The following is a 12676-nucleotide window of genomic DNA, read 5'->3' on the forward strand; positions in this document are numbered from 1 at the left end:
GTCGGCGGCCCCGGGGCTCCGGTTTCGGCGGCCAGGATTGTGAACATGGCCACCCGATCGGCCTGGGTGATCACGAAAAGGGCTGCCTAGCCTCGTCGAATGCGTAACGACGGCAACCTCGACGACCCCAACGGCCCCGCGGGCCGAGCTGACCGTTCGGACGATATCCCCTCCGCCGACCGGTCGACCAGCATCCCGCGATCTCTCGTCTCCCTCGGATCGCTGCTCACCCGCCTCGCCGGCCGGGGCAACCCCCTCGCCGCCCGGCCGGGCCGGACCCGGGTGGCGGTGGCCACCGGCGCCGTGTGCTGCCTCGGGCTCGTGGGCGTGAGCGTGGTGGGCGCCGACCCGGCGGGCGAGCCCGCGACCCCCGACCAGCGCGCCGAGATCGCCCAGCGGGCGGAGGCCGACGCCGCCTCCCGCGGACTGGCCCGTGAGCCCGTCGCCCCGGTCACCGGGAGCCCCGCCCCCGAGACCTCGCCCTCGCCGACGGCCAAGCCCACGGCCACCGCCACGGCGACCGCGAAGCGCAAGGCCCGGCCCACGCGGATCGCGCCGGTCGCCGGACTGGACCAGGCCCAGATGGACAACGCCAAGACGATCGTCCGCACCGCCCAGAAGATGGACGTGCCGCGCCGGGCCATGGTGATCGCGGTGGCCACCGCCATGCAGGAGAGCAACCTCTACAACTACGCCAGCGGCGTGCTGCCCGAGTCGCAGGAGTACCCGCACCAGGCCATCGGCTGGGACCACGACTCCGTCGGGCTCTTCCAGCAGCGACCCAGCTCGGGCTGGGGCAGCGTGCGGGACCTGATGAAGCCGGAGTACGCGACCCGTCAGTTCCTCACCGCCCTCGAGCAGATCCCCGGCTGGCAGGACCTCCCGCTGACCGACGCGGCCCAGGCCGTGCAGGTGTCGGCGTTCGGGTGGCTGTACGCGCAGCACGAGTGGCGGGCCACCGAGGTCGTGGACGCCATCCTGGCGTGACCGGGGGCGACGGCCGGTGGTCGGACGCGTCGGATGTCCCGTTGTCCCGCCGAGTGCCGTGTTTCCCGGGCGTTGATGTGTTGCAGGATCGACTCAACGGCCGACGTGATCTTGGAGCGCCTTTCCGCATCAGGTAGCGTCCCCTGGCACACCGTCTTTGCAGCAACGTTGGTGACCTGTGGCAGGCCGCCGAATCGGAGGGACACGCCGTGACTTTCCCCAGCGCAGTCCGGAGGGCTGGCCTCATCGTCGCGATCGCCGCGCTCGCGGTGACCGCGGGATGCGCCAAGAAGGATGAGGGCGAGGTCCAGGCGGGTGGCGTCAAGCTCGTCGAGAAGGGCAAGCTGACGGTCTGCACGCACCTGCCGTACGCGCCGTTCCAGTCGAAGGACGCCGGCGGTGCCGTGGTCGGGTTCGACGTCGACGTGATGGACCTGGTCGCCAAGGAGCTGGGTGTCGAGCAGAAGATCATCGACACGCCGTTCGAGGGCATCAAGTCCGGCCAGGACCTGAACACCGGCAAGTGCGACGCCGCGGCGGCGGGCATGACGATCACCGAGGAACGGCAGAAGGTCATGGACTTCTCCGACCCGTACTTCGACGCCACGCAGGCCCTGCTCGTGAAGACCGGCAAGGCGTACCGGTCGCTCGACGACCTGCGGGGCAAGAAGGTCGGCGTGCAGGCCGCGACCACCGGCCGCGACTACGCCCGCAAGTACGAGGCGGAGAAGGGCCTGCAGCTCGTCGAGTTCGAGGACCTCGCCGCGGAGCAGCAGGCCCTCGCCAACGGCCAGATCGAGGCGGCGATCAACGACCTGCCGGTCTGGACCGAGTACATCAAGGAGCACCCGGGCGGCTTCGAGGTCACGGCCGAGTTCGACACCGGCGAGCAGTACGGGTTCTCGGTGAAGAAGGACGGCAACCCGGAGCTGATCAAGAAGATCAACGAGGTGCTGGCCAAGGCCAAGCAGGACGGCTCGTACGACAAGATCTACGAGAAGTGGATCGGCAAGCTGCCGAACTCCTGATCTGACTCCTGACCGGAGGGCGCGCGCCCGTCGCGCGCCCTCCGCGTCGGCCACCCCGCACAGTTCAAGGAGCACCGAACCCGTGAAGCTGCGACGCCGCCAGCGCGAGCGGCTGTCCCTCTGGCTCCAGTACCTGGCCTTCGTGGTCATCGTCGGAGCGGTCATCGTCGCCGCCGACTGGGGCCGGCTGCGCGAGGCGTTCTTCCGCGTCGACATCATCCAGTCGATGTTCCCGACGGTCATCACCGTCGCGCTGCGCAACACCGTCCTCTACACGCTCGGCGCGTTCGCCTTCGGCCTCGTGTTCGGCACGCTCCTCGCGCTGATGCGGCTGTCCCGGGTGGCGCCCTACCGCTGGGTGGCGACCGCGTACATCGAGCTGTTCCGCGGCCTGCCCGCGCTGCTCGTGCTGTTCCTCGTCGGGTACGGCATCCCGATCGCCTTCCCGGAGCGGGAGATCCCGGGCGGCGTGTTCGGCTCGATCGCGATCGGCCTCGGGCTGACCGCCGCCGCGTACATGGCCGAGACCATCCGGGCCGGCATCCAGGCCGTGCCGAAGGGTCAGATGGAGGCGGCCCGCACGCTCGGCATGTCCCACTTCACGGCGATGCGCACGATCATCATCCCGCAGGCGTTCCGGGTCGTGATCCCGCCGCTGACGAACGAGCTCATCCTGCTGACCAAGGACTCGTCGCTCGCGTACGTGCTCGGTGTGACGGCGCAGACCATCGAGGTCACCAAGTTCGGCCGCGACACGCTCAACGACCGGGTGAACGCGACCCCGCTGCTGGTGGCCGGCTTCACCTACCTGATCATCACCCTGCCGCTGTCCCAGGTGGTACGACGCCTCGAACTCCGCTACGCCAAGGCTCGGTGACCCACATGACGACCACCCCTCCCCACCCCGCCGTCGAGATCCGTGACCTGCACAAGTCCTTCGGGCCGCTCGAGGTGCTCAAGGGCATCGACTTCGAGGTCGGCCACGGTGAGGTGGTGTGCGTCATCGGGCCGTCCGGCTCGGGCAAGTCGACGCTGCTCCGGTGCGTCAACCTGCTGGAGGAGCCGACCGCCGGCAAGATCTGGGTGAACGGCGTCGAGATGACCGACCCGGACGTCGAGATCGACGCCGTACGCCGCGGCATCGGCATGGTCTTCCAGTCGTTCAACCTCTTCCCGCACCTGACGGTGCTCGACAACCTCACCATCGCGCAGCGCCGGGTGCTCCGGCGCGGCCGTGCCGAGGCCGAGCGGGTCGCGCGGGACAACCTGGAGCGCGTCGGCCTGACCGACAAGGCCGGCGCGTACCCCGCGCAGCTCTCCGGCGGGCAGCAGCAGCGGGTCGCGATCGCCCGCTCGCTCTCGATGGACCCGAAGCTGATGCTCTTCGACGAGCCGACCTCCGCGCTCGACCCGGAACTCGTCGGCGACGTCCTCACCGTCATGCGCAAACTGGCCGAGGACGGCATGACGATGATGGTGGTCACGCACGAGATGGCGTTTGCCCGCGACGTCGCCGACCGAGTCGTGTTCATGGACGGCGGCGTGGTCGTCGAGCAGGGGAGTCCCCACGACGTGCTCGGGGCCCCGCAGCACGAGCGGACCCGTTCGTTCCTCTCCCGGGTCCTCGACCCGACCCACGTCGCGCAGCTCGGCCAGCCCGACTGACTCACCCCGACGGGCGTTCGACGCGGACCGGGTCGCCGCGTACCAGCTCGTCGTGGACCCGCCACCGGGAGGTGGCCAGGGCCCGCCGCGCCGCCTCGTCGCCGTCCTCGATGCGCTGACGCAGCAGCGAGAGGGCGATACGGCGGTTCAGGCTGAACTGTCGCTCGGTGTCGACCACCACGGTGAGGCCCGACGGCCGGTGGGTGGCCCGTACCGCCGTGCTGGCCTTGTTCCGGTGCTGGCCGCCGGGACCGCCGGTGCGGCAGCCCACGACGTCGACGTCGGACTCGGCGAACGCGGTCGCCGGCGCGTCGACCCGGCAGGGGCGGGCGGTCACGTACCAGTTCTTCCGGCCGGTGCCCCGCCGGTAGGGGCTCGGTGCCTGCCAGCAGAGGGTTCCGGTCCACGAGGCGGCGAACGCGTCCGCGGCCGCCCCGGTGATCCGCAGCAGCACCGATCGGTGGGTGCCGGGGCGGTCGCCGGCGACCGTCTCGACGCGGGAGGTGGCGAGGCCCCGGCGGGCGGCCTCGGCCTCCAGGCGGCGCAGCAGCCGGGCCAGCGCCCACGCGCACTCCTGCGGGCCGCGCCCGGCGGACAGGAACAGGTGGACGCTCACGGCCTGCCCCGACCACGGCGCCCGTCGCGACGGTCCGGCCGGCGCGACCCGCCCGCGTCGAGGGTCTTGTAGGTGACGAGCGGAACCGTGGTGGCCACCGGGGTGGCCAGGCCGTGGTCGACGAGGTCGGTGATCACGTGCTCGATGCGCTTGTAGGCCGAGGGCGCCTCCTCGAACAGCAGCTGACGGTCGCCGCAGACCACGAGCGAGCCCACCGGGGTCCGGCGCAGCTCGTCGACGGTGTGCTTGGCCCGTCCCCGGCGCAGGGCGTCGGCCCGGGACATCTTGCGCCCCGCCCCGTGGGCCACGGAGTGGTTGGCGTCCGGGCCGGCGTGCGCGGCCACGAGGTAGGACGGGGTGCCGCGCGTACCGGCGACGAGCACGTCCCGACCGTCACCCGGCGCCGCCCCCTTGCGGTGCAGGTACCCGCCGTCCCGGGTCTCGACCAGGTTGTGGCACTGGTCGACGATCGGCTCGGCGGGTTCGAAGCCCAGGGCGTACGCGACCCGGGCGGCGAGCAGCCGCCGGTTGAGCGAACCCCACCGTACGACCTCGTCGTGCCGCGCCAGGTAGGCGGCGGGATCGGGGGCCGGACCGGCGCCGTACGCCTCGGTGTGTGCTCGCAGGACCCGCTCGCCGAGCCCGCGCGAACCGCTGTGGACGACGAGCACGAGGTTGCCCGCGTCGAGCCCGAGCCGGCTCGCGTGACCCGGCTCGAAGACGGCCCCGATGCGTGCCAGCTCGACGAAGTGGTTGCCGCGACCGACGGTCCCGAGGCCGTCGGTGTGACCGGCGGGAACGTCGCCCGTCACGGCGGCCCAGGCCGGGTCGGCCGCATCCCGTTCCGGGTCAAGGGCCCGGTCGAGATCGGGGAAGCGGGCGGCGAGCCGCTCGGGCACCGCGCGCCTGAGCCTCACGGGAAAGACCGCGATGCCGCAGCCGATGTCGGAGCCGACCAGGAACGGGTACAGCAGCGCCGACATCATGGCGGCGCCGATCGGGGCGCCCTTGCCCGGGTGGAGGTCGGGCATCCCGGCGACGTGGATCATGCCGTCGAGGGCGGCCACCTGGTGGCACTGCGCGAGGGCGTCGGACTCGATCCAGCTCGTGGGGGAGGCGAGACGGTGACGGTGGCGGCAGGGGACGGCGACAGGGACTCCCCGAGGGAGTGGGATGGAGACAACGACGCTCGCTTTTCGCGCGGAGAGACAGGGGCGGACGGCTCCACGGCACCGATCGGGTGCCGGGGCGTGGAAGGAGACCGGGGGCGGCTGTCCGTCAGAACGTCATGGACACACCTTCGCCGAGCCGACCGGACGCGGCAAGCGACTTTCGGGACGGGAGCGCATTGGCCGGCCCACGCTCGGATCGCGTCTCATGGTGCAGGCGCGTCCCGGAGGATGTGGAAGGGTGTCCCAATGCCGAAGCGCGTCGACCACGAGCAGCGACGGCGCCAGATCGCGGAGGCCGTCTGGCGGGTCGCGGCCACCCGGGGACTGCCGGCGGCGACCCTGCGCGAGGTCGCCGCGGAGGCCGGCGTGTCCATGCGGCTCGTGCAGTACTACTTCACGACGAAGGAGCGGATGCTCGTCTACGCCTTCGAGCTGGGGGCGAAAGCCGCCGGTGAGCGGATGCGGGCGAGTTTCGCCGCGCTCGGGCACCCGCCGGGCCCCGCCGACGTCGTGCGGATCTGCCTGCTCGAACTGCTGCCCACCGACGAGGACAGCCTCATGCTCGCCCGGGTGCACGCGGCCTACTACGCGGCGGCGCTCACCGACGCGTCGCTGGCCACCGCCGAGGCCGAGAACCCGCAGCACATGCTGGAGAACCTGATCGCGAGCCAACTGCGCGTGGGGCAGGAGACCGGCGAGGTGCCCGCCTCGATCGACCCGACGCTGGAGGCGCGCGGGCTGGCGGCGCTCGCGGCCGGGCTGTCCAGCACCATGCTCGTCGGCGGCCGTTCCGCCGAGGACGCGACCGCGCTCGTGCGGTACCACCTGGCCCGGCTCTTCCCGGGCGGCCGGAACACCCGACGGTGAGCGCCGGCTCGCCGTCCGGGCGGGTCCTACAGGTCGGCGCAGCCGGTCTCGTCCGGCAGCAGCGGTCGGGGCGCCACCTGCCACACCCGGCCGTCGCTGCGCCAGCGCCCGGCGCTGGCGGTGGCGACCGTCCGGACCGTGTCGAGGTCGGCGCCGCGCAGCACGAGACAGGTGGAACCGGCCGCCAGACCGCCCAGCGGCTCACCGGCCAGTGTCGGCAGCGGCCACGGGCGTGCGGGCTCGGCCGCGTCGCCCGGCGTGGCGACCATCGCGACGGCCTGCGGCCGGAACGGTACGGGTGGGCCGTCCACGTACCCGGCGAGCGCGGCCCGGAGCCGCTCGACCGCGGGATCGGTGCGGGGAAGGGTGCGATCGCGCCGCCCGTCGGTCGAGACGACGACGAGACGGACGACCGGAGCGTCCGGGACGTTGCCCACCGACCGGTCCGGCACCGCGGTGGCGTCCCGCAGCAGCTGCCGTACGCCGTCCGGCGGCACCCGGTCCTCGCGCAGCTGCGGCCAGCCGCCGGGCGGCCCGGTCCGGCTGATCAGCCGACCGTCACCGAGCAGCGAGAAGCTGGGGGAGATCGCCGCGGTCCCGCCCGGGCCCACCATGCCGGGCCACTCGGTCAGCCGCAGCACGAGCACCTCGGCACCGGCCGGCGGCTCCGGCCCGGACCCCCCGGCGCAGCCGGCCGCCGTCACGGCCAGCAGAATCGGCACGGCGAGCAGGGCCAGGGCACGGTGCATCGGTCGCCTCCACGTCGGGCTCACCCCGGTCGGACGCCGCTCCGGCGCCGCCGGTTCCGTCCGGTCGTACCCGACGGCGAATGGCCCGGGGACGCCGCGCGCGACGCCCCCGGACCGGTCTCGTGCTGGTCTTCCTCAGGTCAGGACCGGGTGAGGGTGTAGTTCCCGGAGCCCGCCTTGTTGGTCACCACGACGCCGTACCAGGCAGTGCGGGCCGGGGTGAAGGTGACCGTCTCGGTCGCGCCGGCACCGCCGGCCGTGGCCACGGCCACGGCGCCCGACCGGGGACGGATCCACGTGGCCGCGTTGGCCGGGTCGCTGTCGAGCACGAACAGTTCGGCGTCCTGCCCGACGTTGGTGGCCGCCACCGAGATGGTGACCGGCACCCCGGCGGTCAGGTACGCGTCCCGGACGGTGACCACGTTGTTCGTACCCATCGTGATCGTGCTGCTGCCGGCGTTCAGCACGGCCGAGCCCTGGGCGAGTTCGACCCGGTAGCCACCGCCGCCGGACCAGTTGAACACCCGCGGGTAGTAGTCGCCCAGCGCACGACGGTTGGAGTCCACCGCGACGAAGTCGATGGCGGTGCCACCCTGCGCGCTGCCGCTCAGGTAGACGCCCTGGCCGCGGTCGTCGTAGAGCTGCAGGTCCAGGTCACCCGAGTTGGGCTTGAGCGCGACCACCGACCAGTACGGCGACGACGTCGCGTAGCCGAAGTTGTGCGGCGGCGTCGGCACCGGTCGGCTCAGTGGGGCGTAGTTGCCCAGCGGGTCCCGGAAGCCGTAGTCGATCGTGTTCTGGTAGACCGACGCGAGCGCGCCGGAGTCGGCCACGTTGAACCCGTCGCTGCCGCGCTGCGACCAGAAGGCCGCGAAGTTCACCGAGTTGTGCCGCATGGAGGTGGTCCAGATGTTCCACGGCCCCTCGCCGTACCGGTCCCAGGTGGCCTCGTTGGCGTAGTCGGTGATGTCGATGAGCGCCGCGGCGACCCGGCCCTCGGTGGTATCGCCCTCGCCCCAGCCGTTGCCCCAGCTCGCGTTCTCCAGGTTCAGGGAGGCGCCGCTGGGCCAGCGGTAGAACGGGTCGTTGTAGACGGTGGCGGGGAACCACTCGGCCCACCCCTCCGTCCAGGCGCAGCCCGCCGAGGTGGCGCCCGTGATGCTGTGCGGGTTGCAGTTCGGCGCCGACGGGAAACTGTCGTTGTACAGGTCGTCCATCACCGCGTGGCCGATCTCGTGCACCACCGTGACAGGCGCGTTCGGGTCGTCGGCGGCCAGGTGGACCTGGTTGCCGCCGAGGTCGTAGTACGTCCCGTCGGTCGAGTCCGGCGCCCAGTTGATGACGACCTGCCGGCAGCTCGTGTCGTCCTGGTCCCAGCAGAGGTTGGTCGGCTTCGGGATCCACAGCCACGCGTCGTTGGCCGAGTCGAAGGCGTGCAGGCCGCGCTGCAGCGCCCCGTCGGCGGCGGTGAGCGAGCCGAGGTTCAGGGTGCTGCCGGTGGCCACGTCGTTGGTGGTCCCGGTCGTGAACGTGAGCGGGTTGCCGCCGCGCTGCACCCGCCACAGCGAGTTCGACGTGATGAAGCGGACGTAGATGTCGGCGGTGCCGCTGTCCGGCCAGCCCTCGACCTGGGAGTCGAAGCAGATGTTGTAGTTGCCGGCGCCGTCGGTGACCCCGCTGGCGAGCAGCGAGTCACCGAACGTGTCGTCGTCCCACACCTGCACCTGCATGTTCATCTGGTTGTGCCAGGCGCCGTTCTGGTCCTGGAAGGACCAGTTCCCGGCCACGCGCGTGTCGCACGCCGCCTGCGGGCTGATCACCGTGAGCCCCTTGGCCGTGGCCTCGGCCCGCGCCTCGCCGGCCACGCTCTGCGCGCCGACGCTCGCCGGCTTCTGCCCGGTCGGTCGGGGCGCCCGTGTGGCCGTGGGCACCGCCGTCGTGGCGTTGTCGCCCGCCGGGGTGGCGTGGCCGAGCCGGGAGAGCCCGGTCTTCTCCCCGATGGTCAGGAAGACGTCGTCCTGACCGGCCTGGACGTCGCGGCCGTACGAGGCGGTCGCCCGCGCCTGGATCTGCGCCTGGCCGGCCGCGACGGCCCGCACCACGCCGCTGAACGTGGCGCTGTCACCGGCGCGCAGCGCGCGGGTGGTCCGCGCGACCGACACCGCCCCGGCGCGCTCGGGCTGGACGCTGCGCTGCTCCTGGACGCCCAGCTCGGCGGGCGCCTTCACCCACTCCAGCTCGGCCGGCAGGGTGACACTGATCTCGCTGGGGCCGATCTTTCCCTGGGCGCGTACGGTGACCCGCAGCGTCGCGCTCTCACCGACGGCGGGCGCCCGGTCGAGCGCCGCCTCGACGCCGAGGCAGCTCAGCGTCTCGTCCTTCAGGCTCTTGCCGGCCGACGGGCGCAGCCCGCACGTGTCCCCCTTCGCCAGCTGGTACGCCGGCGTCGTGCGGGCCTTCGCGTCCTCCCCGGGGTCGGCGGCGTACGCCGGAGCGGCCACCCCCGCGAGTGCCACCATGACGCCCGGCACGAGCACGGCGAGCGCCGTTCTCGTGGGCCTGGTGGCCTTGGTACCGAACATTGATGCTCCTCCCCACGCATCGGGTCCTTTGTCGACCCTGTTCCGGGTGGCCGCTGTCCGGCCCCCCGGGAGAGCATGGGTATTTCCGGTGGCCCGGAAAAGGCTTTGACCGGTTGGCGACAAGCCGGCCGGAAAATGTGAAACGAGCCACGGTGAGCGACGAATTCTCCCGCTCCACATCGGCCCTGAGCAGCAGATACACGAGGGACGGGACGCTCCGGTAAGGGAAGTCGATGTCATTTCCCGGACACGCTCCGGTCGCCTTTGTGGCGGCCCGATCGGTGTCAACCGTTCCGACGCGACCCCCGAGTCATTGATCGGACCGATTGGAATCCCATGGACAGGAAATGCGAACCGCCCGGGTGGTCAGTTCCTCAGTGCCGGTCGCCGACCACGCTGTCCAGCGGCGGGGTGGCCGTGCGCCCGAGCAGGTGCACGATCGACAGGGCCACGGTGAGCGTGGCGATGGCCCAGGGCACCGGCAGCAGGATCGTCGCCGGGGCCAGCGCGGCGACGACCAGGCTCAGCGCCCGACGGCGGCCCACCGTCCGGCGGGCGCGTCGCCAGATGAGGTGGTCGGTCAGCAGGAAGAGGATCACCCCGCACACCAGCGTGATCCGCCCGAACAGCAGGGGGGCGCCGGGCGGCCCCGGGGACGCCGCCGTGCGCAGCCCGAAGGCGACCAGCACCAGCCCGACGACGAGGAACAGGTGCAGGTACGTGTAGGCGTCGCGGGCCAGTGCGCCGCGCTGGTGGCGGGTGGTCAGCTCGGCGAACCGCTGCCCCACGGCGACGTCCGTGCCCACGTAGGTCCACCACAGCGCCGACAGCAGCAGGGCGCTGAGCCCGACGTTCAGGAGGGCGGACCCGGAGGCGGGCGCGCCGCCGGCGGCCATGCCCGTGGCGATGACCGCCTGCCCGAGCGCGATGAGGATGATCAGGTTGTAGCGGCCCATCCACCGGCTGACGGATCCCAGCTGCCAGTTCCGTGACCCGATGAGGTACCCACCGCTCAGGTCCACGACGATCGCGGCAACCCACAGCAGGGTCGCCGGGAGCGTCAGCGGACCGCCGGTGGCCCGGTCGGCCAGCGCCGCGCCGAGCAGAAGGACCGCCGCCACCGTGGTCGGCACGGCGGCCCCGACCACGGGGGCGCGGAGCGGGGGATGCCTCCGGGTCGCCACCCAGAGGGCCGCCAGGTACACGCCACGCACCGTCACGTAGGACGCGACCACGATCAGGGGACCAGGGAGCCCGCCCGGCGGGTCGCTGAACGCCTGGGGCGCCGCGATCCCGAGCGTCAGGGTCAGGGCCGCCACGACGAGCGCGATCAACCGGCGGACGTTCGGCGACCCGCGGACCATCGTGGTGAACCAGGTGTGGTTGATCCAGGACCACCAGACCAGCGCGAGGACGGCCAGCGCCCGGAACACGCCGGCGGTGTCCGGATTCCGTGTCATCAGGACGGTGACCTGGATGAACGCGAACACGAAGACCAGGTCGAGGAACAGATCCTCCGGGGTGACGTCGACCTCCCGACCGGCCGACACCGCCACGACGCCGTGCAGGCGGCGGTGCCGGCGGCGCAGCACCGTGACGTGCGCCAGCACGAGGCAGACCAGCGCGCCCGCGAGGATCCCGAGCGACACCACGGCCGTCGCCTGCCGGGCCACGGGCATCAGCAGCGCCACGAGGACGATGCCGAGGACGGGACCGCGGCCGATGCGCCGGACCGTGCGCCACTCGAACGCCACGAGACCGATCAGGTACAGGACGACGCCACCGTAGAGGGCGGACAGCTCCGCCGGCCCCCACTCCTTCGCCGTGCCGGGCTCGGTGGCGCCCAGCGCGTGCTTGAGCCCGAACGACACCAGGATGAGTCCGCCGATCATCGGCAGGTGCAGCAGCGTGTAGGCGTCGCGGGCCAGCCGGGCCCGCGACGGTCCCGAGGTGGACTCCAGGGCCCGCTCGGCGTCGAGCGCCGCGATGTCGAAGTACGCCCACCACAGGAACGCCACGACGACGAGACCGAGCACGGAGCCGAGCAGGACGGACCAGGTGATGGGCTTGTCGCCGACGAACCCCCGGCTCGTGCCGATCGAGATGATCGTTTCGCCGAGTGCCATCAGCATGACGAGGCTGTGGCGCTCCGCCCAGTGCCGGACCGACGTGAGCTGCACGCTGCCGACGCCCACCGCGCGCAGACCCAGGTAGTCGATCACGGTCGCCAGGGCGAAGAACAGGAGCTGGAGAAGCTCCACGTGCGGGACGGACGACAGGCGGTTCGGAAGCAGGACGCCGCAGAGCAACAGCGAGGCGCTGAGGGCCAGTGGCGGCCAGGCGCGACGCGCCGGGGTGGCGGACGGATCGACGCGGCCCCGATAGGCCACGGCGATGATCAGCAGGGCCCCGGCGCGGACCGCCAGGAAGCCGACGACGAACACGAGGGGGCCGGACAGGCCGCCCCGCCGATCGGCGAACACCTCCGGTATGACGACGGCGACCAGCAGGATGGCGGTCGCCACCAGGAAGACGGCGACCGGCAGGGACCCGCGGTCGAGTCGTACGAGGTTGCCCACCCAGGCGTAGCCGGCCCAGCTGCGCCAGAGCAGCAGGAGCACCAGCCCGCCCTGGACCAGCGCGTCCTGGTGCGAGCGCGCCGACATGAGGGCGGCGACGTTGATGAAGGCGAACACGAAGACCAGGTCGAGGAAGAGTTCCGCGCGCGTCACGCCGCCGTGCGCCGAGACCGGCGAGGGCCGCCCGTCCCGCCGCTGCGGTGCCGCCTCCTCCTCGCCGCTGGTCACCCGACCACTGTGTCAACCACTGTGAGCGGCGACAGGTGAATCGGCGACTCGCCGTCGCGCGCCGGGGCGCGTGGCCGCCGTGTGCCGGGGACGGGTGCCATAGCCCAGGGATACGACCCAGCCGGTATGCCCGCTGCCATTCATTGATCTCAATATTATGGGCGGAGTCGTGAATCAGGTGCGCTCACGAGGCGTGCCCGTCC

The 12676-nt window shown here is 72.2% G+C and carries 9 protein-coding genes and 1 pseudogene; 5 read left to right on the forward strand and 5 right to left on the reverse strand.

The features are described from left to right. The first annotated feature begins 99 nt into the window (after nt 1–99). The 4 genes from D7193_RS26555 (at nt 100) to D7193_RS26570 (ending at nt 3680) form a co-directional block, all read left to right on the forward strand. Nucleotides 100–987, forward strand: coding sequence for a peptidase M23 (locus D7193_RS26555; protein ID WP_120782352.1), 888 nt, complete (start codon nt 100–102; stop codon nt 985–987). Between the two features lie 209 nt (nt 988–1196). Then, nucleotides 1197–2015: a basic amino acid ABC transporter substrate-binding protein gene (locus D7193_RS26560; protein WP_120782353.1), complete on the forward strand. Its 819-nt coding sequence runs from the start codon at nt 1197–1199 to the stop codon at nt 2013–2015. Nucleotides 2016–2097: 82 nt separating this feature from the next. After that, entirely contained in the window at nt 2098–2892 is a 795-nt protein-coding gene (locus D7193_RS26565; RefSeq protein WP_120782354.1) for an amino acid ABC transporter permease, read from the forward strand. A 5-nt stretch (nt 2893–2897) separates the two neighbouring features. Further along, complete coding sequence (locus D7193_RS26570; RefSeq protein ID WP_120782501.1) at nt 2898–3680, forward strand: amino acid ABC transporter ATP-binding protein; 783 nt, start codon at nt 2898–2900, stop codon at nt 3678–3680. A 1-nt stretch (nt 3681) separates the two neighbouring features. On the opposite strand, the gene prfH is transcribed toward D7193_RS26570, so the two are convergent. Beyond that, a complete protein-coding gene (prfH, locus tag D7193_RS26575) occupies nt 3682–4296 on the reverse strand; it encodes a peptide chain release factor H (RefSeq protein ID WP_120782355.1) in 615 nt (204 codons plus the stop codon). Continuing rightward, nucleotides 4293–5449 (reverse strand): annotated as a pseudogene (locus D7193_RS26580) (RNA ligase RtcB family protein). Before D7193_RS26580 ends, prfH begins: the two are co-directional and overlap by 4 nt. A 265-nt stretch (nt 5450–5714) precedes the next feature. Here D7193_RS26580 and D7193_RS26585 point away from each other — a divergent pair. After that, entirely contained in the window at nt 5715–6335 is a 621-nt protein-coding gene (locus D7193_RS26585) for a TetR/AcrR family transcriptional regulator (RefSeq protein ID WP_120782357.1), read from the forward strand. Nucleotides 6336–6361: 26 nt separating this feature from the next. On the opposite strand, the gene D7193_RS26590 is transcribed toward D7193_RS26585, so the two are convergent. The 3 genes from D7193_RS26590 to D7193_RS26600 form a co-directional block, all read right to left on the reverse strand. Then, nucleotides 6362–7084 carry a hypothetical protein gene (locus D7193_RS26590; protein ID WP_120782358.1) on the reverse strand — a complete coding sequence of 241 codons (723 nt, stop codon included), beginning with the start codon at nt 7082–7084 and terminating at the stop codon, nt 6362–6364. Between the two features lie 140 nt (nt 7085–7224). Then, entirely contained in the window at nt 7225–9666 is a 2442-nt protein-coding gene (locus D7193_RS26595) for a hypothetical protein (protein WP_120782359.1), read from the reverse strand. A 374-nt stretch (nt 9667–10040) separates the two neighbouring features. Continuing rightward, nucleotides 10041–12473 carry a low temperature requirement protein A gene (locus D7193_RS26600; protein ID WP_120782360.1) on the reverse strand — a complete coding sequence of 811 codons (2433 nt, stop codon included), beginning with the start codon at nt 12471–12473 and terminating at the stop codon, nt 10041–10043. Nucleotides 12474–12676 lie beyond the last annotated feature (203 nt).

The organism is Micromonospora costi (genome assembly GCF_003626655.1).
GTDB lineage: Bacteria > Actinomycetota > Actinomycetes > Mycobacteriales > Micromonosporaceae > Micromonospora > Micromonospora costi.

Bases quoted from the DNA above. Each gene is read 5' to 3' on its own strand.
- D7193_RS26555 (WP_120782352.1), top strand. From the start codon at position 100: ATGCGTAACGACGGCAACCTCGACGACCCCAACGGCCCCGCGGGCCGA.
- D7193_RS26570 (WP_120782501.1), top strand. From the start codon at position 2,898: ATGACGACCACCCCTCCCCACCCCGCCGTCGAGATCCGTGACCTGCAC.
- D7193_RS26585 (WP_120782357.1), top strand. From the start codon at position 5,715: ATGCCGAAGCGCGTCGACCACGAGCAGCGACGGCGCCAGATCGCGGAG.
- D7193_RS26590 (WP_120782358.1), bottom strand. From the start codon at position 7,084: ATGCACCGTGCCCTGGCCCTGCTCGCCGTGCCGATTCTGCTGGCCGTG.
- D7193_RS26595 (WP_120782359.1), bottom strand. From the start codon at position 9,666: ATGTTCGGTACCAAGGCCACCAGGCCCACGAGAACGGCGCTCGCCGTG.